This window comes from Rhizobium mongolense subsp. loessense, from assembly GCF_900099775.1.
Lineage (GTDB): Bacteria > Pseudomonadota > Alphaproteobacteria > Rhizobiales > Rhizobiaceae > Rhizobium > Rhizobium loessense.
In genome coordinates this window covers 274,867-297,558 of the sequence record NZ_FMTM01000005.1, presented here as the reverse complement: position 1 = coordinate 297,558, position 22,692 = coordinate 274,867, and the positions used below count along the sequence as shown (strand labels likewise).

Here is a 22,692-nt window from a genome sequence, read left to right as displayed (position 1 = left end):
TTTACGAAGGGCGCTGCTCAAGCGGGCGGCGCTTGGGTGCTTCGTTGGACAGGAGCTTGCGCAAGGGCTTCTCGACCGTCTCATAGGCCGCAATCCCGAGCACCGTTCCACCACAGACGGCCGCAACGACGGCAAGGCCGCCCGGAATTCCGAGAATTCCTGCAACCTTGATGGCAACCGATACCGCAAGTGTATGCCACAGATAGATGGAATAGGACGCATCACCGAGATAGGTGAGCAGCGGCACGCGACCGATGCTGCCGTCTGCCTCCAGCGAGACCATGCCGAACACCAGCGCCATCGCCAACGGTCCGCATACGAATTCGTCGAACCCGGCACCCATCAGGTGAATCGCCGCAAAACCGCAGAGCGCGGCGCCGACGCAGCCAAGCCCGAGGCTATTGCCGGCGGTCCAGCGCCGCAACCACAGTTCGGCAATGAAGACACCGCCGAGGAACTCCAGGATGATCGGCCGCGTATAGGTGGCGAGCATCGGCGAAGACGGCTTCCACATCAGACCGACCACGACGAAGAAGCCGAACGCAACGGAGAGGAAAGGCAGCCGCCACTGGCGCGGCAAGAACAAGGCACCGGCAAAAAGGACATAGAAGAACATCTCGAAATTGAGCGTCCAGCCCTGAACCAGGATCGGCCAAATCTCGCCGGTGCTCGGCGAGCGCACAGGAACAAAGAAGAGCGAGCCCAGGACGTGGCCTGCGTCGAGCTGCAGGTTCGGAAACAATCCTGCCATCGCTCCGCCAATCATGATGGCCGTCACCAGCCAATATGAGGGTGCGATGCGGCGGATGCGGTCAACAAGGAAGCGATGCGGCGTCAGTGGCTTGCGGTCGCTAATCACCCACATGATGAAGCCGCTGATGACGAAGAAGACGTCGACGCCGGCAGCCCCGATCGTGAAGTGCCCGCCACTTCTTTCTGCCGCATGGAAAACGACGACGGCCAGTGCCGCAAAGGCACGCAAATATTGGATCCCGTACAGGGTCTTCATGCATATCCCTCGTTACGTCGCTTTCGGCGGCGTAGATAAAAAATCAGGAACGAACAGGCCTAGCGGATTGGTAACGCTGCAGGCTGGCCATCGCCGAGCGCTGGCGCGCGCCGACAAGCTTTCCTGCGGAAAAATAAAGAAGAAAGGTACCGACATTATAGGGCGTCAAAACGTCGATCTCCACGAAAGAACGGATCAGAAGCAGCACGGTGACGCCGAAAAGGAAATAGGATTCATCATTGCGCACATCCTCGATCAGCCGGCGCAGATGCCCCCAAATGGTCGCGATGATCGTGACAGCAAGGATGAGCACGCCGATCAGGCCGAGTTCCACGGCGGTCTCGATGTAGGTATTATGAAAATGGAAACCGGCTCGCGAGGCGATGAAGAATTCCTTCCATAGCCGCTCAGGCTCTGCGAAGCCCTGAACCCAATAGGCCTGATAGCCGATGCCGATGGCGGGGTTTTGCGCCGCAGCCGCAATACCCTGTTGCCAGAGATAAGTGCGGCCCGTCAGAGTCGAATCCTTGCCGAAGATGCCCAAGACCGCGTCGACAGCGCCTAGATAGACGCCCGCGACCACCAGGATGACGGCCGCGACGCCGCCGCCGACCACCAAAAGCTTGCGCTGTTGCGGCGACAGCATGAGCACGACGCGAAACCCTATCAGTAGGGCAACGACCGCCGCCGTCGTGATGACCGAGGTGGCAGATTGCGAGGCAAGCAGGCAATAGGCGGCCATAAGGCCGACCATGCCCGATGCCATCATCCACAAACGGCGCTCGCCGTAAATGAAGACGGCGGCAAAGGCGAAGACGATGCCCAGCGACGCATAAAAGCCGAGCTGGTTCTTCGATGCGAAGGCGCCAACGAAACTATAGGTCCCGTCCAGCATGTCATATTCGTAGTAGCCGAAGAGGATTGAATAAAGCAGGACGACCGCCGCGCCTGCCACGACCCCGAGCGTCAGCGTCCGCACATCAAGCACGCGCACGGCAATCAGCGCGCAGACCACTTGCGTCAGATACTGGATGCTCGCCCTCAGCGACACGCTGGGCACGGCGGACCAGAAGACGGAGAGGAAGGCGAAACCGGCGAAGGCGAAGAGCCAGATGAACCGGCTGTAGCTACCGAGCACCTTGCGATAATTGACGGCGACGAGCGGCAGCCACAAGGCATAGTAAAACAGGATCGCCAACTGCCCGAAGCGGATCGAGTAAGCGAAGCAGAAGAGAGAAAGCGCAACCGCCGGAATGGCGTATAGCTCGTTCTCACCTGGCTTTATCAGCACCGATTTGGCGATCCGCATGCGGGTCTCCGCTATCTCATCGCAACCCCGGCCGTGACCCTGATCAGGTCGCCCGGCTGCAATGTGCTATTTTCCGTGACAGGAATTTCCTTCGACTGGCCGTCAATCTCCCGCACGATGGAGTAGCTGATGCTGGCGGCATTTTGAGGGTCGAAACGAGCGGCGTCGTTCGATTGCGCCAATGCTTCCGACATCAGCGCATCGCTGGTGGCAATCTTCAGGTTGAGCGTATCGAGTTCGGATTCGGTGTCCTGCAGTTCCTGCGACAGCTTGGCGTCCCAGTCGTTGCGCAGGGTGATCTCGTCCTGATTGGCCTGGCTGATGTCCTGCTTGGCCTTCAAGATGTTGGTATCGATATCGAGAAGGGTAGCCTCGGTATCGGCGGCACGCTGTTCGGCGGCCATCTTTCTGGCGCTGAGCGCAAGGCCCTTCTCGGCCAGGTTTTCGACCTTGTCGCGGTCCTCCTTCGCAAGCTCGAGCTGGCGCGTCTGCGTCTCGGTCTTCTTGCCGAGAGATTCGATTTCGGCCTGTAGCAGCGATTTCAGGTCGTCCAGCGCCTGAAGCTGCAGCGTGAGCCGCTTCTTGCGTGTGTTCATCAATGCCATTTCGCTGGCAAGGAGGGACTTTGCCTCGGGCAGATCCTTGAGCTCCTTTGGCATTTCGATCGTGTCGCTCTTGGAGGTTTCCGCCTGCAGCCGCGCCTTGCGAGCAATGAGCCGGTTGCGCTCCGTCGTATAGACGACGGCGTCGCCCTTGGCGTTTATGAAATCGCGGGCAAAGCGTTGGCCGGCATCGGCCCGCCGCAGGCCGCCGGCAATGCTAACGGCCTTCACGACTGTCAGATTGGGTGCGAATGGATACTCGCCGGGGTTTTCCACATCGCCGGTCAAAAAGACCGGCCGGAACTGGGCAAGTTCGACGGACGCCGACGGCCGGTCCTTGAGGCCGAACTGCTTCTGCAGCGCGACCCCGATTTCCTGCGCGATTGCATCCGTCGTCTTTCCGGAGGCCGGGAGGTCGCCGACGAAGGGCAATGAAAGACTGCCTGAGGGGCCGATCGTGTAATCGCCGCTCACCACTGACCAGTCGCGGATCGCGCCTTCCGCCGTTTGCCATTCGGCAACGCGGATGCGCAGCTTGTCCATGGTGCCGAGCTGGTAGTCGGCAGCCCGGGCAAAGCCGGAGGACCCGATCAATATGCTAAGCCCCGCAACGAAAGCGAGGCCGTGCATAAAGGAATTTCCAAGCAGGTTGCGGCGCAACAGGATTTCTCTCATTCAGTCTTCCTCGTAAATCGGCACGGCAAGCCAAAAGCAGTACCGTACGTTACTTGGCGTATATGGAAGCGGCTTCTCAGTAGCTGCCGCGCTGCATGCAGACGGCGGGAATCGTCTGTGCAATGATCTTCACATCGCGGATGAGCGACCAGTTTTCGACGTAGTGGGTGTCGAAAGCCACGCGGGCAGCATAGGACACATCGTTGCGCCCGCTGATCTGCCAAAGTCCGGTAAGACCCGGGCGCGCCTGTAGATAGTAGACGGCCGAAGACTCGTAGAGTTCCAGTTCATCAAGAACGACGGGCCGCGGCCCGACAACACTCATTTCGCCGCGAAGGATGTTGATGAGCTGTGGCAGTTCATCAAGGCTGAGCTTGCGAAGCACGCTTCCGACCGTGGTGACCCGCGGATCGTCCTGCAGTTTTCGCGTAGCACGCCACTCTTCCATCGCCTTCGGATTGCTGCGCAGATGCTCCTGCAAGACCTTGTCGCCGTTGACGACCATGGTCCGGAACTTCAGGCAACGGAACTCCTGGCCATTATGGCCGATACGGCGATGCCCATAGAAAGCCGGCCCCTTGTCGGAGAGCTTTACAAGCAGCATCACCATCAGAAAAATCGGGCTCAGGAAAAGGAGCCCGAGCGAGGCAGCCGTGATATCGAATGCCCGCTTCATGATCCCGCCAGTCGGCGGAAACACATTCGCATGAACCACGCCAAAAAATGGCGTACTGTCCGATCTCGTCGCAGACTTCATAGAGTTAACTCCACTTATGTTTGCCGTTTGGTCGGTAAGCCCAGGCCGCTAAGCTAGCGCTGACGAATGAGGAGTGTATGGGCGGAATTTGTTTTTTTAAGCCACAATTTCATGGCGATTGTGTAACGGCCCGTTTCTGGCGTGTCTTTATCACATTTCTTTTTTTAAGGGTTATCTAAATTACATATGCAAAGCATGCAATGTTTTTGAATAGACTCTGTGCGACGCACTAAAGGTCTTGCTGTTTGCTTCGCGCCGCAAAAAGATTGAAGAATAAATCTTTCTACGCCTTTCGGGTGACATTTGACTAAGCCATGCGGGCACTGCCGAGAGTAGGTCAACTATATTGTCTTATCGTCAAATTTATTGCATCGCACCATCGATTTTGCGCCGCACACTCAAATCGGTTTAGATGAAAACTTTGTAATAAAAGTTGAACGCATTTGGCTCTCATGCGTTGGTTCGAGAGGCAAATGTGACGTAAAGGAGTGCGTGCAATGTCATATTTTGAACAACCTGAAGTAAAATAGACACATTTGCCCCCGAATCCCCGTCACAGGCATTCCTTAACGAGGGTTCGTCGATTTTACCCAAAGCCGGAAGGAAACCTTAAACCGAATACTGTAGATAAAGAGACGACGGATGAAAAAGAATGCTCTCGTTCGGTTGAAACAAAGGGCCTTCTAAAATATACAAAGTAAAGGGTCCTTAGGGAGGAAGCCCGAATTCAATGACTGTTCATTGAACGAACCTCCCCAAGGGAGGCACGGTTATGTATGCACCTCGCGTTTTCGTTAGCATGATCGGCGCTTTGGCCGTTTTTGCGGTTGCGACTTATTGGCTGAACGGCTCACTAACAACGACACTGATAGACACGGTGATCTGTGCCGTTCTTCTGCAGTTGGGCTATTTCGGCGGCGTCCTATTCCTCGTGTGGAAGGAAGCAAAGGCGCGCAGCGGCCAGGGCACGATGGCGGCATCCCATACGCCGGCCCGCAGCGACGACAAGGAGAAGATTCCTGTCTCGCCCTTCAATGGTTCTGAGCCTTTCAACCGTTGAAAGCAAAGCTTGTTAGGCGGGCACCCGATCGCCGACAGCCGACCCCGTAATATCTTTTGAAGGCCTTTTGCATTGCCGCAGACGCGGCGACGTCCTAACTCTTGCGCGAGACAACGGAGGGTACGACGTGGTTGAAATGGCTAAGGCAAGCGTTTGCGTGATCATCGCCGCCAAGAACGCGGCCGATACGATCGGAATGGCTGTCGCTTCGGCTTTACGGGAAAAAGAGGTGGCTGAAGTCGTTGTCATCGACGACGGATCGGGCGACGGAACCGCCGGCGCTGCCCGAGCTGCCGATGACGGCAGCAATCGCCTGAATGTCGTTTCCTTCGAAAAGAACAGGGGGCCATCGGCCGCCCGCAATCACGCGATCGAAATCTCCACCGCCCCACTGATCAGCATACTCGATGCCGACGACTTCTTCTTCGAAGGCCGGTTCAGCCGGATGCTTGCGGACGACGACTGGGATTTCGTCGCCGACAACATCGCTTTTGTCGAGGCGGAGACAGTGACGCGTGCGCCCCAGCAACTCGATCATTTCCTGGACCGTCCGCTATTTCTCGACCTGGTGGCCTTCGTCGACGGCAATATTTCGAAGCGCGGCGTCCGTCGCGGCGAAATCGGCTTCCTGAAGCCGGTGATGCGGCGCGCGTTTCTCGATGCTCACAGACTGCGCTATCGTGAGGAGATGCGTCTTGGGGAGGACTACGACCTCTACGTCCGGGCCTTGGCCAACGGCGCGCGCTACAAGGTAATCCATAGCTGCGGCTACGGTGCTGTCGTGCGTGGCAATTCGTTGAGCGGCAGCCACCGGACGGAGGACCTCCGCAAGCTCTACGAAGCCGACCAGGCGATCCTGGCGAACTGCAGCCTGACGCCGGAAGCCGCCGCCGCCGTGCGCCGCCACGAGAGCCATGCTCGCGGCAAATACGAACTTCGCCATTTCCTTGATATCAAGAAGCAGTCGGGCGCTGGTGCAGCCTTGCGCTACGCCCTCACCCACCCCTTTGCCGTTCCGGCGATTGCCGGTGGCATCTTCATGGACAAGACGGAACGTTTCCGCAGGCCCGGCGGCGTCGAGATCGCCACAAAAGGTGCTGGCGGCCTCAGATATCTGCTGCCGTCGTCAGCCGAATAGCAAGCACTACTTCGAAAGCTTGCCGCCGGCGATCTGAAGAGCACTCGCAAACAGGGCCGGGTCACGCCACGCCCAGCGCGCCAGCATTTGGAAGTCCGGCAGGCGTCGCCGGCGCACCAGCCGCACCTGGCTCCAGAGCGCCTGCTTCCGCGCGCGGTTCTTGTAGGCCTTGATGGTCTCGATCTCCTGCGGACGCTTCGAAAAACGGCTTTCGAGCCGGTCGAGCGCCATCCAGGTGATGAACTGCTGCTTGAGAAACTGCGGTGAATCGTTGTCCACGCCATGGAAGATATTGATGCCCTCTCCGCGCAAGGCGCCTGCCTCCACGCAAAGAAGCACGCGCCGCGCCGCAAGCATGCAATCGCAAAAGAACAGCACGTCCTCCGCCGCCAGCCGCAGCGCAGCGTCGAAGCGGACCTTCTCGATCAGCGGCCGGCCGATGACCATGCACGACATGTGGAGAAAGGCCCAGTTCTTGAGCATCACGCAGGCAATGTCAGGAATCTCGAGCAACAGCGGGTGCTCGGAAAGGCGCACCGCCTTTTCGCTGGCCTCCAGGTCGGCGATGCTGAAATGATAATCGAATTCCTCACCTCCGTGGATCGACGCCCAATAGCAGTCGGCATCGAACGTCTGCAGCGCATCATGGGCATTTTGCAGGTGTTCGGGCGTCCACAGGTCATCTGAATCGAGGAAGGCTGCGAAGCGCGTTGCCGCCGGAACATTGTCGAGGCCTGTATTACGCGCCCCACCCGGTCCCGCATTCGCCTGTTTGACAACCGCAATCCGCGATCGCTGGCCTTCGGCAAGCGGCTTCAGCTCGTCTTCGGCGGGATAAGGCGACTGGTCATCGACGACGATCACATCGAAGTCCTGGAAGCTTTGGGCAAAGACCGATGCCAGCGCGCGGCGCAAAATGCCGTCCTCGCGCTGATAAAAAGGGATGATGATCGTGAAGGTCGCCATTCTTTCTCCTGAAGAGTCCGGTGATGGGCACATAGGGTCGAGACTGCACCCGAGCAAGTTGCTGCACTGCGAAATGATGTAGGTCATTCCGGCCGAAATTTGTCAAAGCCTACCATCGCGTTGTCAAAGAGCCATGTGCCGAATAAACCCATTTGGGGAGCGATGGCCACATTTCAGCCACATTCAGGCACCCGGCTTCGCGTGAAAACGGATGGTCTCCTTCACCAAACGACAAAACTTTTCCGCCGCGACGGCTTTCATCGCCCCTCAGTTTGAATTTATGATGACTTTCCGATATACATTGCCCCATCGGGCGTTTCAGTTCCTTCTCTTAAAGCCAAGCACGATAAGAGCCGTCGCTGAGCCGTTCGAATCAGCTGTCCCGAAACGGGATGGCCGATCATTTTTGCTGCAGTGCCATATTTTCTTCCGTAAAAACGCTCTAGCTTTTGGTCTGCGGGCTCGAGTCTGCTCTCGTTGAAACGGTCGCAAGGGGGGTGCGACCCAATAGGGGTGACTGATAACGTGAACGTTGACGCCAACGTATCCTCGCGGATCAACCTGATGCGAATCGTGCTCATTTCGGGCATCGTGTTCGTCCATATACCGTTTGACCCTGCCAATACGCCGTTCAACGGAACCTATGGTTTCTTCGACTGGCTGCGGGTCTTCCTGAGCGAAGCGCTCTTCCGTGTCGGGGTTCCCTGCCTCAGCGCGATTTCCGGCTACCTGCTGTTTCGCGGCGGGACGGAGGGCTTCAACTATGTGAAAACGGTGCGCACGAAAGCGCAGACCGTTTTCCTACCATTTCTCATTTGGAATACGGCATTCTTCATCGCCGCGCTTGCGATGCTGAGCGTGGGCATCGGTGACGGCTATGTGGTAAGCCCGTGGACCGCATCGGTGCGTGGCCTTCTCAGTCAGCTCTTTGCGGCGGAGGAATTTCCCACCAACATCCCGCTTTACTTCCTGCGCGACCTCTTCGTCTGTATCCTGCTTTCGCCGCTGCTCGCCTGGCTCATCCGGCGCATCCCCCTGCTGACATTGTCGACATTGTTGCTGCTCGCGCTCATTCCTGAAATGTCGCTCTATATCGTGATCAAGCGCTCGATCCTCTTCAGCTTCGCTTTCGGCATCTATGCGAGCCTCTACAGGATCGACATCAAGGCGCTCGACCGCTTTGCACCACTTGGCGTGGGTCTGCTGCTTGCCGCTTCGGCGCTGCTTGCAACCGCGATCTACATGACCGGCCCATCGATGCCGGACTGGGTGGAACTAGGCCGCAATGCGCTGGCAATCGGCGGGGCTGCCGGCTTCTGGATGCTCTCGGCGCCGCTGATCAAGACCCCTCTCGGCCAGCGTCTTGCAAAGACCGGAAGCTTGAGCTTCTGGATCTTCTGCGCCCATTATCCGCTGCTCGTCCTATTCTTCATGATTTGGGGAAAGACGGGCATCGGCTTCTACCCGCTCTTCTTCTGCGGCTCGCTTCTGGTGCTCTTTCCAGTGCTTGCGGTTTCAAACAGCTTCGTCCGCAACAACGCGCCGCGCCTCTACGCCGTTTTGACCGGCGGCCGGACGAAAAAGAGCTCTCAATCCGCTTCCCGCCGGGATGTCCCGGCAGAATTTGTTACACAGCAAAGGTGAGACATGACGGCCAAAATCGCCCATGCGCGACTGCTTTGCCAGAGTTTGACGATCGGCACCCTTATCCTTGGCGCCCTCCCCGCCCATGCCCAGCAGGCAACGGGCAAATCCTTCGTGGATGATTTCGACAAGATCGACCGCAGCGTCTGGTACGTTTCCGACGGCTGGAACAACGGCGCCCACCAGAACTGCACGTGGTCCAAGAACCAGGTGAAGGCTGAGGGCGGCATGCTGCAGCTGACCTTCGCCGAGGGTAAATCCAAGGACCGCAACTATCTCTGCGGCGAGATCCAGACGAAAAAACGCTTCAGCTACGGCACCTATGAAGCGCGGATCAAGTCTGCAACCGGCAAGGGCCTGAACTCCGCCTTCTTCACCTATATCGGGCCTGCCGATAAGCAGCAGCATGACGAAATCGACTTCGAGGTGCTCGGCAAAGACACGTCGACTGTCCAGGTGAACCAATACATCAAGGCCAAGGGCGGTAACGAAAAGCTCGTTCCCGTCGGCCAAGGCGCGGATCAGGGCTTCAATGACTATGCATTCGTCTGGGAGGCGGGCAGGCTTCGCTATTACCTGAACGGCAAGCTTGTCCAGGACGTCACCGACCCGTCCAAGATTCCCCAGAACCCGCAGAAGATCTTCTTCAGTCTCTGGGGAACGGACAAACTTTCGGACTGGATGGGTAAATTCGCCTACACCCAACCCACGACGATGGAAATCGATCGGGTGGCCTACACGGCGCCGGGTGACAAATGCCAGTTCCAGGGTTCGATCGCCTGCACGCTCAATTGAACGTTCTGAAACCGCCGAAACATTGCAAACACAGCACACCCGAATCGGACTCCGGTGACATCCGGGAAAGCGCAAGGAGTATTGATGCTCAAAGTCCTATATCTGGCGCATGATCTGGCCGATCCTGCCGTGCGCCGCCGCGTGCTGATGTTGACAGAAGGGGGCGCCTCGGTGACGCTTTCCGGATTCCGGCGCGGCGAGAACGCGCTTGCCGCCGTGAATGGTCTCACGCCGATCGAACTTGGCCGGACCGTCGATGCCAAGTTCGGCCAGCGCATGGGCGCTGTCGCAAAGGCCCTCGTCGGCCTGCGGGCCCTGCTGAATGGTGTCGAACGGCCGGACGTGATCATCGGGCGCAATCTGGAAGCGCTGGCAGTCGCCGAACGAGCCAGCCACCTCTTCGGAGGCGTGCCGATCGTCTACGAATGCCTCGATATCCATCGCCTTCTCGTGAATGACGGCATAGCCGGCAGGGCAGTGCGCCGTGCCGAAGCCTATTTCGGGCGAGATGCGAAACTGATCCTGACGAGTTCGCCCGCCTTCATCGCGAACTACTTCGTTCCCCGCTCGGCTCTCAAGGCGCCTATCATGCTTGTCGAGAACAAGGTGCTCGCGCTGAACGGCATGCCGGAAGCAACCCCGCTCCGCTTGCCGCCGAACGAGGGCGAGCCCTGGAAGATTGGCTGGTTCGGGGCGCTGCGCTGCCGCAAATCGTTGCAACTGCTTGCCGATTTCTCCAACCGGATGAACGGTCGGGTCCGTATCGTGCTGCGCGGCCGGCCGGCTTATTCCGAGTTCGAGGATTTCGACGCCTTCGTCGCCAATGCACCCTACCTGAGCTTCGAGGGGCCATATAAGAACCCGGAAGACCTGCCGGCGATCTACAGCGACGTTCACTTCTCCTGGGCGATCGACTTCTTCGAGGAGGGCCTCAATTCCAGCTGGCTGCTTCCCAACCGGATCTATGAAGGTTGCCTCCATGGCAGCGTCCCCATTGCGCTTGCAGGCACCGAGACGGCGCGTTTCCTCTCTCGCAAGGATATCGGCCTGACGCTGCACGACGCCTCTGTCGAAAGCCTCGAAGCCCTCTTCGAGGGCCTCGCCGGTGAACGTTACGCCACACTTGCTGCCGCAGTCGCCGCCGAGGATCGGAAGAGCTGGCTCGCCGACCGCAGCGATTGCCGCGCCCTGGTCGACAATCTGTCCCGCCTTGTACCGTTTGACGCCGAAGCGCAAGCGGCCGATGACTCTAACCCCGCAACCGCAGTTCCAGAAGGGTCGACTGCAATGAAGACTGATGCTTGTTCCAGCGTCGCCAGCCTTATCATCATTCCTTGCCTGAACGAGGCAAGGCACATCAAACCCTTGATCGAAAAACTTGGCCCGGCGCTTGATCAGTTGAACGCCCGCATCGTCGTCGCAGACGGCGGAAGCACCGACGGCACGCGTGAGATCGTCAGCCGCATCAGCGAAACCGACCCGCGCGTCATTCTTCTCGATAATCCCCGCCGCATCCAGAGCGCAGCCATCAATCTCGCGGTCAAGACCTTCGGCCGCGATTACGAATACCTGATCCGGATCGACGCCCACGGCGACTATCCGGCGGATTACTGCCAGCGGCTCGTCGAAGAGGCCGAGCTTATTCAGGCGGATTCGGTCGTCGTCGCCATGGAGACGATCGGGTTCGGCATTTTCCAGAAGGCCACCGCTTTCGCGCAGAACTCCAAACTTGGCAATGGCGGCTCGAAGCATCGCGAAGGAGCCAAGGGCCATTGGACCGATCACGGCCACCATGCGCTGATGCGCATCGCAGCCTTCGAGACCGTAGGCGGCTACGATGAAACATTCAGCCATAATGAGGACGCGGAGTTGGATTACCGTCTGAAAAAGGCGGGCTTTGGCATCTGGATGACCGACAAGACACGGATGATCTATTATCCACGATCAACCGTTGGAACGCTTTTCCGGCAATATCTCGGCTACGGCCGGGGCCGTGCTAAGAACATCCTGAAGCACGGCAGCATGCCGAACCTTCGCCAGATGCTGCCGCTCGCGGTGGTGCCGGTCTTTATCGGTGCGTTTCTGGCCGTGCTGAGCTGGATTGCGGTCATTCCGTTCAGCCTTTGGGCCGTCGCCTGCGTCGGCTACGGTTTCTGGATGGCGGTCGGCCAGCGCAATCCATACGGGCCGCTTGCCGCGCTCTCTGCCATGGTGATGCATTTCGCCTGGTCGGCCGGTTTCTGGATGGAGCTCCTGAGCTTCCGCAACCGCAAGGCGTCTTGATGAAGGACCAACGCATGCAGATCGATATCGGCGTTTGCACCTACCGCCGCGCCTCGCTGGATGAGGCGCTGCTTTCCCTTGGGGTGCTTGCGGTTCCTGAAAACGTCACCCTGCGTATCATCGTTGCCGACAACGATGTGACGGCGAGCGCGCAGGAACGCGTCGACGCGCTGCGCCCGACGATCCCGCACGAGATCGCCTATGTGCACTGCCCGGCATCGAACATCTCGATTGCCCGCAACGCCTGCCTCGAGAATGCCAAGGGCGATTTCCTGGCCTTCATCGACGACGACGAGGATGCCTCGGAAAACTGGCTGGTGGAACTGCTGAATGCGGCAAAAAAGACCGGCGCCGATGCGATTCTCGGCCCGGTCCGCAGCGTCTATGCATCGACCGCACCTGCCTGGATGCGCGAAGGTGATTTTCACTCGACGCTGCCGGTCTGGGTGGGCGACGAAATTCGCACGGGCTACACCTGCAACGTGCTGCTCCGTCTCGGCTCCGAACATGTGAAGGGCCGCCGCTTCAACCTGGCGCTTGGAAAGACGGGCGGCGAAGACACCGAATTCTTCAGCCATATGCACCGGGACGGCGGACGCATCGCCTATGCTCCCGAAGCACATGTCTATGAGGCGGTGCCGGAAAACCGGGCGGAGCTATCATGGCTCGCAAAACGCCGTTTCCGTTTCGGCCAGACGCATGGACGCCTGTTGCAGGAGAGGAATCAGGGTCTTAAACGCCTGAAACAGATCGGACTTGCCACCGCGAAGGCCGGTTATTGTCTGGGCGTGGCGCTCGTCTGCATCCTGGTGCCCGTTCCACGCTATCGCTATGCACTTCGCGGCACGATGCATCTCGGCGTCGTCAGCGGCCTGCTCGGCGTTCGTGAGATTCGCCAATATGGCGCAGCAGAGGGCACTGCATGACGAAAGTACTGCCGGACATCAGTTTCATCATGGCAGCTTATAACGCAGCCGAAACGCTTTCGAAGGCGATCGAAAGCGCGCTGGCGCAGACCGGCGTGACCGTCGAGGTCATTGTTGCAGACGATTGCTCGGGCGATGACACGCGCGAGGTGGCCGGCAGCTATTCGGACAGGAATGTCCGTCTGCTCGCGCTCGAAACGAACGGCGGACCGGCCGCAGCGCGCAACGCAGCCATTGCCGCGGCAACGGGCCGGTGGCTTGCCGTACTCGATTCCGACGATGCGATCGAGCCGGGGCGGCTGGCCAGGCTGATTGCCCGCGCCGAGAAAGCTGGTGCGCAGATCGCGGTCGACAATCTGCGGGTGATCCGCGCCGACGGCACGCCGCCGGAAACCATGTTTTCCGAGAGTGCGCTGGCAGCCATGCCGGAACTGACGCTGGCCGATTTCATTCGCTCCAATGCGCTTTTCCAGACGACGCATAACTTTGGTTATCTCAAGCCGGTTTTCGAACGAGCCTTCATCGAGCGGCATGCACTGCGCTTCGACGAAAATCTGCGGATCGGCGAGGACTATGTATTCCTCGCCTCCGCACTGGCGCTTGGCGCGCGCTGCGTGGTCGAGCCCGTTGCGGGCTATGACTACCATATCCGCGAGGGTTCCATCTCCCGGGTGCTCGAACTCCGGCATATCGAGGCGATGATGGAGGGAGACAGGGTCTTCCTTGGCAAGCATACGCTCGATGTGGAGGCCTCCTCTGCGCAGAAATTCCGGACACGCAGCCTGCGGCAGGCGAGATCGTTCCTTCTCCTTGTCGACAGCATGAAGAACAGATCGATCTCCGGCACGATCAAGGCGGCATGGAGCGATCCGATTGCGCTGCGCCACCTCAAGATGCCGATCGCTGTCCGCATAAACAGATTGGCCGCGGCATTGCGCAATCGCGCCGGCCTCAAGACAGACATTCCAACGTTCGGCAGCGCGCCGCGCTCGCCCAAAGGATGACCTCATGAATCAACGAAACCTGACCCTGCATAGCACGGTACCGAAAGCGTCCGACGATTCCGACAGCTTCATCGATATCGATCGGCTGATTGCGATCCTGTTTCGCCGCGCCGGTTCGATCGCGCTTTGCGTCGTCGCTTTCGTGGCGCTTGCTGCCATCTTTCTGATCCTTTCGACACCCGTCTACACATCGATGACGCAGATCCTGCTCGATGACAGCATGACCAAATATGCCGAGGATGAGGCGCCTGCCGCCAGTGCCCAGCAGGTGGATATGCAGATCGCGAGCGCCGTCGAGATTCTGAAGTCGAACGAGTTGGCACTGGCCGTCGTCGATGCTCAAAACCTCTCCGAGAACGACACCATCCTCGATCCCGGCCAGGGGCCTGTCGAACTGGTGAAATCCGGCGTGAAACTCATTGCCAGCGCCCTGACACCGGGCGGCCCGCCGGCCTCGGAGGAGAATGCCCGCAATGGCCGCCGTCAGAAGGCTGCGGCCATGCTGCAGCAGGCGCTGTCGGTGGAACGCGTTTCCCGCAGTTCTGTCATCGCCGTCGCCTTCCGCTCGACGGACCAGATGCTGGCGGCAAGGGTCACGAAGGCCTATGCCGACGCCTATCTGAACGACCAGCTCAACGCGAATTTCGACGCAACGGAACGCGCCTCCGTCTGGCTGCAGGAACGTCTTGCCGACCTGCGCGACCGTTCGCAACAGGCTGCGCTCGAAGTTGCAAAGTTCAAGACCGAAAACGGCCTGACCTCGGCGAACGGCGAACTGATGTCCGAGCAGCAGCTTGCCGACCTCAACAAGCAGCTCATCGTCGCGCAGGCTGATGCCGCCAGCGCCTCGGCCCGTTACAACCAGTTCAAGTCGATTGTCGATCAGGGTCCGGACGGTGCGGTCAACAACGCCGCAATTTCCTCCGGCCAGACCGACAATTCCGTGATCCAGGACCTGCGCACACGTTACATCGGGGTCACCCGCCGCGAGCAGGAGATCACCACCAATTTCGGTGCCGACCATCCGCAGGCCGTGCAGCTGCGCACGGAAAAAGAAGACCTGACGCGTCAGATCTTCCAAGAACTCCAGCAGCTTACCTCCAGCTACCGAAATGAGTTCGAGGTCGCGAAATCGCGTCAGGAGTCGCTGCAGGAAAACATCCGGCATCTGACCGGAAAGAACTCAGAATCCGACAAGTCGATCGTCAAGCTCAACGATCTCGAACAGCGGGCAACCGCGCTGAAGACGCTTTATGAAGCCTATCTCGGCCGTTACGAGGAGGCAGCACAGCAACAGTCCTTCCCGATCGCCAAGGCGCGTGTGATTTCCGAAGCCGGTATCCCGACGTCGCCGTCGAGCCCCAAGAAGACGATGACGCTCGGTCTGGCGATCGTCCTCGGCCTGATGGCTGGCGGCGCGTTGACGGCATTCCAGGAATTCCGCGAGCGTTTCTTCCGCGTCGAGGGTGACGTTCGCTCTATCCTTGGCCTGAAGTTCCTCGGCTATCTGCCGCTGGTCGGCAAATTGCCCAAGGAGCGCAAGGTCTTCCAACCGCGCAAGACCCCGCTACCCCAGCCCGCAGAAGTGCCAGAAGACGGCGCGAGTTTCGAGCGCATCATGCGTATCGTTCTCGAAGCGCCCCGCTCGGTCTTTGCCGAAACGCTACGCAACGCCAAGCTTGCAAGCGACGTCATGTTCCAAGGCAAGAGCGACCGCGTCATCGGCGTCGTCTCCGCCCTTCCCGGCGAAGGCAAGTCGACGACCGCTGCGAACTTTGCAGCACTGCTTGCCTCCAGCGGCAAGCGCACGTTGCTGATCGACGCCGACCTTCGCAACCCGGGCCTGACGCGCATGCTGAAAACCCCGCCGCAGCATGGTCTGGTCGAAGCGGTGCTTGGCGAAGTACCGTGGGCAAGCGCAGTCAGGGTCGACAGCCGCACCAAGCTTGCAATCCTGCCCGTCGTTTCGAACGACAACCTGATGCACACCAGCGAGCTCCTTGCCTCGCAGGGCATGTTCAATTTGATGGAAAATGCCCGCAAGATGTTCGACTACATCGTCGTCGACCTTGCACCGCTCGGCCCGGTCATCGACGCGAAGGCCTTCGCGCCGCAGGTCGATGGCTTCCTGTTCGTGACGGAATGGGGCCAGACACCGACCAACATGGTCCGCGATATCGTGAATGCCGAACCGCAGATCAAGCAGAAGATCCTCGGCGTCATCCTCAACAAGACGGATATGACCGAGCTCGCCAAGTTCAGCAATTTCGGCGGAACGGAACGCTACCACCACAAATATGTCAGCTACTACACGGAGGAACTTCCTCCAAAGCGGCAGTCTGCCGAAGCCTGATCAGGTGGAGAAGAGGTGAACCCGACCCCGCCACAGGCGGGCGACGGTCAGCCTCCCGGTCTTGAAGGCCCGTGTATCCAGATTGAGCCGCAGCGGCTGGACGTCCGGCTCGCTGCAGGGCGTATGGCCATGAACGATAAGCTTCGGCAGCGCGATGCCGCTGTCGAGGAACCGCTCGCGGATGAAGACGAGGTCCTCGTCGCTCTGCTTCTCGATCGTAAAATTTGGGTCGATCCCGGCATGGACGAACAAAACGTCCGGCGTATCGACGAGGATCGGCAGCGCCCGCATGAAATCGATATGCTGGCGCGGCAGCGATTGGCGGATGAAGCCGTCAAGCTTCGAAGCCGTCGGAAATATCAGCGGCAGGTGCTCGGCGTCGAGACCATAGGAGCGCAGCAGTGAATCGGCGCCCATGCGCATCCATTCGGAAAATGAAATCTTCCCATCGATATAGTCGAGCATCATGATTTCGTGGTTGCCGGTCAGGCAGATGCGGTCGAAACCTTCCGGCGCCGGCCCCATCAGATGCGAGATCACCTGCGCAGATGACGGACCGCGGTCGATGTAATCGCCAAGCATGATGATGAGCTTGCGCCCGGGCAGGCGTGCTGCATCCCGCACGATCGTGTACTCGGCCATCTGCAGCAGATCATGCCGCCCATGGATGTCGCCGACTGCATAGATCGGCCTGTCGCCGGGATCGAGCTGAAGGCGTTGCCGGGCGGGCGATAGCATCATGGGAACCTCTTGGTCATCTTCAATGGATGAGCCATAATCAATCCTGTTCCTGACTAAAAGCTGCGCGGTTGAGAATTGAAAGGTTTGTGGGATGGTCAGGCATGGCCATCTCTATCAAGCTGGTAAGAAAATTCAAACAACACCGACTTTGTAGAAAAACCGGCCTTATCATCCCGGTTGTGATCCATCACTCCTATCGTCATCGAACAAGAGTACGATTGATGGGAACCGTATCGCAATTTCACGACCGGGCGCGACCGGTCGCGCAACGCATTGGAAGCGAGGAAGAGGCGATCAACACGGCGCGCACCCTTGCCGCCGCCTTTCAGCGGCAGTCGAGCGAGCGCGACATCAATCGCATTCTACCCTATCAGGAAATCGACGCCCTCTCGCAATCCGGCCTCGGCGCGATCACCGTTCCGCCCGAATATGAAGGACTGGACATTGCCAATTCGCTGCTCGCCGAAATCGTTGCGATCATCGCTGAAGGCGATCCCTCGATCGGCGAGTTCCTCGAAGTCCATTTTACAGTCCTCGACGGTTTTCGGCAGCAGGCTGGCGAAGAGCTGCAGCGCGCCCTCTTTGCGCGAGTACTCGCCGGCGATCGTTTTGCCGCGGCCGCTTTTGCGGATGCTGCCGCAGTCAGTTCCCGGGGTCTTGGGTATCGACTGAATGGCCGCAGCACGTCTTCGCCGGCGGTGCTCTTTGCCGATTGGATCGCAGTCGGACATGATCAGACCACGCTTTACCTTTCCTCAGACAGCGAAGGCCTTCAACTTGTCGATGATTGGGACGGCCTTGGCCAGCGCACCAACGGCACAGCCGCCATCGTGGCCAGCGACTTGCATGTCAACGCAGACGCAGTCGCGCTTGTCGCGCACGCACCATCGGCGATCGGCGAATTGTTGCATGCGGCCGTCGATCTTGGGATCGCGCGTGCGGTTCTTTCCGCCGATGCCGGCGCAGCACAGGCAAACGACATTGGCAAGCTCGCGATCGGCATAGAGACCGTAGCCGCGCTTCTGGAAAGGGCGGGCCGCAAGCTCGACATCGCGCAGATCAATATCAGCGGGCCTTCGGCCGAAGACGCCTATTTCTCCGCTAGTGCCGCGCGCGCCGTCGCAAGTCAGTTGGCAATAGATGCCTCGAACCTGATTTTCGAACTGATGGGGGAAAACGCCGCGAGTATCGGCCTCAATCTCGACCGGCATTGGCGGAACGCCCGCATCCGCGCGCTGAGAACATCTGCCGATGTTCTTCATCAGCGCGCCGCCCAACATTTGCGTAAGGATCGCTAGATCAGCCTGCCGCGAAAACCGGCGAGGTCTCGTGGTCTGCATCGCTAAGCTTGCCGCCCTTCGCGACGAATTGCTCGAGCGTCATGTTGTCGAGGATATCGGCGATCGCATCCCGCACTTCGGTCATCGAGCGGCGCACATGACAGGTTTCCGGATTCGAACAGTCGTCGCAGGCTTCATAAGCCGTGCGGCTTGCGCAGCGAATGGGAGCGAGCGGCCCGTCAAGCGTGCGGATGACATGGCCGATGCGGATCTCCGACGCCGGCCTCGACAGCGAATAGCCGCCGCCCGGCCCCTTCTTGGAGCGAAGGATGCCGACATTGCGCAGTTCCAGGAGGATCGTATCGAGGAATTTTTTGGGGATATTGTTGCGTGCAGCGACATCGTTGATGAAGGCGGTTTCTCCCGGCGCCAGACGCGCCAGATCAACCAGTGCCTTCAATCCGTATTTTCCTTTTTTAGTCAGCATTTTCGATCGCCCCGCAAATTCGCGCGCTGCTTTCTTCTATCCATGCAAATAGCGCCGAAAGCATGAAAGCACAATAAATAGCTATTATTTATATAGGTTAAGTTCAACTCTATGGCTCTCCCCAAAAATCATGATCTCGCCTTAAGATTTTCGGCGGAATAATCGGCCGATCACGAACGTCACGCCGGGCTCTCTGAACGATTTCAACAGCAATGGATGCAACCGATGCCGATTTACCCCAGGCGCGGCCGCGCTCTATGTCCAATTGACAGATATCCTACAAGTGGATATGTCTGTCATATCCTGAACTCATGCATGAACGAGAACGGCATGACGCTAAAGACGATGAAGCCTCTGACGCGGGCGCCTCTTCTGCACGTCTCGGTGCAAGAGAGCCTTCGCGCCTATATCGCAGACAACGGCGTTGCGCCGGGAACGCTGCTGCCAGCCGAGGGAGAGCTTGCAAGCCAACTCGGCGTCAGCCGCAATTCGCTCCGCGAGGGCATCAAAGCGCTGGAGTCGCTTGGCGTTCTGGAATCGCGGCGCGGTGTCGGCATCTTCGTCAAGGCCTTCTCCTTCGAGCCGCTGCTCGACAATCTGGCTTACGGCCTCGGCGGCGCGCTTCGCCAGATCGAGGAAGTCCTCGAGATCCGCCGCACGCTCGAAGTCGGCCTCATCGGCAAGACGCTGGAGATGATCAGCGATGAGGATATCGCCGAGCTGCGTGCCACGGCAAACAGGATGCGCCTCCATGCCGAGCGCGGCGAATCCTTCGCGGAAGACGACCAGCTATTCCACCGCCTGCTTTTCCGCTGCCAGAACAACGAGACGCTCGTTCGGCTGATCGATGTTTTCTGGCTGGCTTTTTACAAGGCGTCCGACTTCGTCAATCTCGACAATGTCGATCCTATGGCCACGTGGAGGGACCACGAAGCGATCGTCGATGCTGTGGAAGCAAGGGACCTGGAGGAAGCGCGCATACGCCTGGATCGCCATTATGCCGGCATCTCCCGGGTGATCGCAAATAACAAGACAAGTTCAAATGTGGGAGGAACACAATGAAACGACTGTCCAGACTATCGGCCATCGCGCTCGCCGCGATGATGGCGACGACCGCCATTCCAGCCTTCACAGCGCCGGCCGAAGCGGCAACGCTTTCCGGCGGCTTCGACGTCGGCCCCGGCGGCTTTCAGGGCAATTTCAATCCGCTGGCCGCAACCGCCGGCTTCACCTGGCTCAGCATCTATTATGAGCCGCTCGTCGCTTATGACGAGAAGCTGCAGAAGGTCGTCGGCGTGCTTGCCTCGTCTTATGAGGTGAGCGAGGACCAGAAGACCTACACCTTCAAGCTCGCGGATGCGAAGTGGCATGACGGCAAGTCCTTCACGGCGAAGGATGCGAAATTCACCATTGAACTGGCGACGAATGCCAAGACGGGCTCGGTGCTTGCCGCGCGCCTCAAGCCCGTTTCGGCGGTCGAGGCACCCGATGACCGTACGCTCGTCGTCAAGCTGAGCGCACCGAGCGCCAGTATCCTGGATACGATGACCAAGGTGATGATGCTGCCCGAGCACGCGCTCGCCTCCACCCCCGCCGACCAGCTTGCAAAGAGCACCTGGTGGTCGACGACGCCGATCGGTACTGGCCCGTTCAAGTTCACCAAATACGTCACCGACCAATATGTCGAGCTCGCTGCCAACATCGATTATCGCGGCGGCAAGCCGGCGCTGGAAAAGGTGATCAATCGATATTTCGCCGATCCGGCGGCAGCAATCGCTGCGCTGCGGTCCGGTGAAATCCAGTTCACCTATGTCGATTCCAACGACGTGCCGACCTTCAAGGACGACAAGTCCTTCAAGGTCATCGAAGGCAATTCCTTCGTCGTAAACTATCTGGGGTTCAACCACGATTCGCCGATCTGGAAGGATGTGCGCGTCCGTCAGGCGGTGATGTATGCCATCAATCGCGACGCCATCATCAAAAGTCTTTACGGCGGCGCTGCGACGCCGGCCAATTGCGCCTATATCGCCGATCGGCTGGTGCCGAAGGATATCGAAGCCTACGCCTACGATCCGCAAAAGGCCAAGGAGCTGCTCAAGGAAGCCGGCTGGGATCAGATCAACGGCGCCAAGCCGATCACGCTTTTGACCTACTACACGACGCCGCTTGCGACCAACGTGCTCGCGGCCGTGCAGGCGATGCTCGCCCAGGTCGGCATCAATGTCGTGCCGCGCGCCGTCGATGCGCCGACCTACAACAGCATCGTGCTAAAGGCAGATGCCGACATCTCGCAGTTCCAGATGGTCTATGCCGGCCTGCAAAATGGCCCGGATGCCGGCAGCATCAATCCCGGCCTCAACGAAAAGCAGATTCCGCCGGCAGGCCCGAACGTCGTGCGCGCCCGCATGCCGGATCTGACCTCAGCGCTTGATGCTGCCCTTGCCGAAACCGACAGCAGCAAGCGCGATGCCCGCTATCAGCAGGTCTGCAAGGTGATGAACACCGAGTTGCCCTGGGGAACACTTTGGGTCGCGAACCGCTACGGCGTGGTGTCGACCAAGGTCAAGGATTTCGTCTGGACGCCTGCTCCAGGCGGCGGGCCGTACCAGGCCAATCCGCAGCAGTGGTCGATCGCCGAATAAGGCGCTCTTCTTGAACTATCGAGGGTGGCTTCGGCCACCCTCACGGAATGGATTTCCAATGCTTAGATACAGCCTCCGGCGCGTGATCATCGGGATGGGCATGCTCCTTGCCTTGAGCGCGCTGATCTTCCTGCTGCTGCGCCTTGCCCCCGGCGATCCGATCGATGCCTATATCGATCCCAACATCCCGATGTCGTCGTCTGATCTTGCTGAATTGCGCAACCGGCTCGGGCTCGACCAGACTTTGCCGGTTCAGTATCTCGCATGGCTGCAGCAGGCGCTCGCGGGCAATCTCGGCTATTCGATCAAGCGGCTGGACCAGCCGGTCCTTAGCCTCGTGCTTTCGCGCATCGGCCCGACGGTGCTCCTAATGGGCACCGCGCTGTTAATTTCGATCGTCGCCGGGATTGCGATCGGCGTCATCAGCGCCGTGCGGCGCAATTCCGTCGCCGACATTTCCTTTTCGGTGTTCGCGCTTGCCGGCATTTCCAGCCCGGCCTTTCTGAGCGCGCTGATCGGTCTTTACATTTTTTCCGTCCGGCTGAACTGGACGCCATCGGGCGGAATGCTGACGCCGGGCGAGGCGTTTTCCGTTCTCGATCTCCTGCGGCATCTGATCCTGCCTGCCGCACTGCTCGCCATCGCCCAGGCTGCCTTGATCATGCGCTACATGCGCGCCTCGATGCTCGAAGTCCTCAACCAGGATTACGTGCGCACCGCCCGCGCCAAAGGCGTCGTCGAATTCTGGGTCATCACCAAGCATGCTCTCAGAAACGCGCTGTTGCCCGTCGTCACGCTGATCGGTTCGACCATCGGCCTTGCGATTGGCGGGGCGATCTTCATCGAAAGCGTCTTCAACTGGCCGGGCATGGGCCTGCTGCTCGTCGATGCCGTGGAGACGCGCGACTATCCCGTCATCATGGGTGCGACGCTCGTCATCGGCACCTGCGTCATCATCGTCAATCTGCTGACCGATATCGCCTATGCGGTCATCGATCCGCGCATCAAGGTAGGTTGAGTG

General features: G+C 59.2%; 19 protein-coding genes and 1 pseudogene. 13 read left to right on the top strand and 7 right to left on the bottom strand.

Annotated features, from left to right (window positions below; all coding sequences use genetic code 11):
* Position 1: 1 nt before the first annotated feature.
* From BLP23_RS18725 to BLP23_RS18710, 4 genes are all read right to left on the bottom strand, one after another.
* A complete protein-coding gene (locus tag BLP23_RS18725; protein WP_092586359.1) occupies positions 2–1,009 on the bottom strand; it encodes an acyltransferase family protein in 1,008 nt (335 codons plus the stop codon).
* A gap of 43 nt (positions 1,010–1,052) precedes the next feature.
* On the bottom strand, positions 1,053–2,318 hold the full coding sequence (locus BLP23_RS18720) for an O-antigen ligase family protein (protein ID WP_092586358.1): 1,266 nt from the start codon (positions 2,316–2,318) through the stop codon (positions 1,053–1,055).
* Between the two features lie 11 nt (positions 2,319–2,329).
* A complete protein-coding gene (locus BLP23_RS18715; protein WP_092586357.1) occupies positions 2,330–3,595 on the bottom strand; it encodes a polysaccharide biosynthesis/export family protein in 1,266 nt (421 codons plus the stop codon).
* Between the two features lie 76 nt (positions 3,596–3,671).
* A complete protein-coding gene (locus BLP23_RS18710) occupies positions 3,672–4,352 on the bottom strand; it encodes a sugar transferase (protein WP_092586356.1) in 681 nt (226 codons plus the stop codon).
* A gap of 772 nt (positions 4,353–5,124) precedes the next feature.
* Between BLP23_RS18710 and BLP23_RS18705 the strand changes: the two genes are divergently transcribed.
* Complete coding sequence (locus tag BLP23_RS18705) at positions 5,125–5,412, top strand: exopolysaccharide production repressor protein (RefSeq protein ID WP_092586355.1); 288 nt, start codon at positions 5,125–5,127, stop codon at positions 5,410–5,412.
* A 136-nt stretch (positions 5,413–5,548) separates the two neighbouring features.
* On the top strand, positions 5,549–6,550 hold the full coding sequence (locus tag BLP23_RS18700) for a glycosyltransferase family 2 protein (protein ID WP_092586354.1): 1,002 nt from the start codon (positions 5,549–5,551) through the stop codon (positions 6,548–6,550).
* A gap of 6 nt (positions 6,551–6,556) precedes the next feature.
* Here the strand turns inward: BLP23_RS18700 and BLP23_RS18695 are convergent, their stop codons facing one another.
* Positions 6,557–7,516 carry a glycosyltransferase family 2 protein gene (locus BLP23_RS18695; RefSeq protein WP_092586353.1) on the bottom strand — a complete coding sequence of 320 codons (960 nt, stop codon included), beginning with the start codon at positions 7,514–7,516 and terminating at the stop codon, positions 6,557–6,559.
* 564 nt (positions 7,517–8,080) lie between these two features.
* On the opposite strand from BLP23_RS18695, the gene BLP23_RS18690 reads away from it, so the two are divergent.
* The 7 genes and pseudogenes from BLP23_RS18690 to BLP23_RS18665 all read left to right on the top strand — a co-directional run bounded on the left by BLP23_RS18690 (position 8,081) and on the right by BLP23_RS18665 (position 16,521).
* Positions 8,081–9,160 (top strand): acyltransferase family protein, encoded by a 1,080-nt coding sequence (locus BLP23_RS18690; RefSeq protein ID WP_092586498.1) that lies wholly within the window; start codon positions 8,081–8,083, stop codon positions 9,158–9,160.
* Between the two features lie 3 nt (positions 9,161–9,163).
* A complete protein-coding gene (gene exoK / locus BLP23_RS18685; RefSeq protein WP_092586352.1) occupies positions 9,164–9,955 on the top strand; it encodes an endo-1,3-1,4-beta-glycanase ExoK in 792 nt (263 codons plus the stop codon).
* An 84-nt stretch (positions 9,956–10,039) separates the two neighbouring features.
* Positions 10,040–11,167, top strand: a pseudogene (locus BLP23_RS34075) (glycosyltransferase); the annotation flags it as partial.
* A gap of 75 nt (positions 11,168–11,242) precedes the next feature.
* Positions 11,243–12,238 carry a glycosyltransferase family 2 protein gene (locus BLP23_RS34070; protein ID WP_208603175.1) on the top strand — a complete coding sequence of 332 codons (996 nt, stop codon included), beginning with the start codon at positions 11,243–11,245 and terminating at the stop codon, positions 12,236–12,238.
* A gap of 14 nt (positions 12,239–12,252) precedes the next feature.
* A complete protein-coding gene (locus BLP23_RS18675; protein WP_407691801.1) occupies positions 12,253–13,164 on the top strand; it encodes a glycosyltransferase family 2 protein in 912 nt (303 codons plus the stop codon).
* The gene (locus tag BLP23_RS18670; protein WP_092586349.1) at positions 13,161–14,168 is read left to right on the top strand and encodes a glycosyltransferase family 2 protein; all 1,008 of its coding nucleotides are present in this window, start codon (positions 13,161–13,163) and stop codon (positions 14,166–14,168) included. The genes BLP23_RS18675 and BLP23_RS18670 overlap by 4 nt, the downstream gene beginning before the upstream one ends.
* Before the next feature lie 4 nt (positions 14,169–14,172).
* Complete coding sequence (locus BLP23_RS18665) at positions 14,173–16,521, top strand: polysaccharide biosynthesis tyrosine autokinase (protein ID WP_092586348.1); 2,349 nt, start codon at positions 14,173–14,175, stop codon at positions 16,519–16,521.
* On the opposite strand, the gene BLP23_RS18660 is transcribed toward BLP23_RS18665, so the two are convergent.
* On the bottom strand, positions 16,522–17,259 hold the full coding sequence (locus BLP23_RS18660) for a metallophosphoesterase (RefSeq protein ID WP_092586497.1): 738 nt from the start codon (positions 17,257–17,259) through the stop codon (positions 16,522–16,524). It lies immediately after the preceding gene.
* Between the two features lie 224 nt (positions 17,260–17,483).
* On the opposite strand from BLP23_RS18660, the gene BLP23_RS18655 reads away from it, so the two are divergent.
* Positions 17,484–18,560 carry an acyl-CoA dehydrogenase family protein gene (locus BLP23_RS18655; protein WP_092586347.1) on the top strand — a complete coding sequence of 359 codons (1,077 nt, stop codon included), beginning with the start codon at positions 17,484–17,486 and terminating at the stop codon, positions 18,558–18,560.
* A 1-nt stretch (position 18,561) separates the two neighbouring features.
* Here the strand turns inward: BLP23_RS18655 and BLP23_RS18650 are convergent, their stop codons facing one another.
* Positions 18,562–19,029 (bottom strand): RrF2 family transcriptional regulator, encoded by a 468-nt coding sequence (locus BLP23_RS18650; RefSeq protein ID WP_092586346.1) that lies wholly within the window; start codon positions 19,027–19,029, stop codon positions 18,562–18,564.
* A 330-nt stretch (positions 19,030–19,359) separates the two neighbouring features.
* Here BLP23_RS18650 and BLP23_RS18645 point away from each other — a divergent pair, with 330 nt between their 5' ends.
* Genes BLP23_RS18645 through BLP23_RS18635 form a run of 3 tightly spaced genes read left to right on the top strand, consistent with a single transcriptional unit; the run spans position 19,360 to position 22,689 of the window.
* The gene (locus BLP23_RS18645; RefSeq protein WP_092586496.1) at positions 19,360–20,091 is read left to right on the top strand and encodes a FadR/GntR family transcriptional regulator; all 732 of its coding nucleotides are present in this window, start codon (positions 19,360–19,362) and stop codon (positions 20,089–20,091) included.
* A complete protein-coding gene (locus tag BLP23_RS18640) occupies positions 20,088–21,671 on the top strand; it encodes an ABC transporter substrate-binding protein (RefSeq protein ID WP_092586345.1) in 1,584 nt (527 codons plus the stop codon). The genes BLP23_RS18645 and BLP23_RS18640 overlap by 4 nt, the downstream gene beginning before the upstream one ends.
* Positions 21,672–21,729: 58 nt before the next feature.
* Positions 21,730–22,689 (top strand): ABC transporter permease, encoded by a 960-nt coding sequence (locus BLP23_RS18635; RefSeq protein WP_092586344.1) that lies wholly within the window; start codon positions 21,730–21,732, stop codon positions 22,687–22,689.
* Positions 22,690–22,692 lie beyond the last annotated feature (3 nt).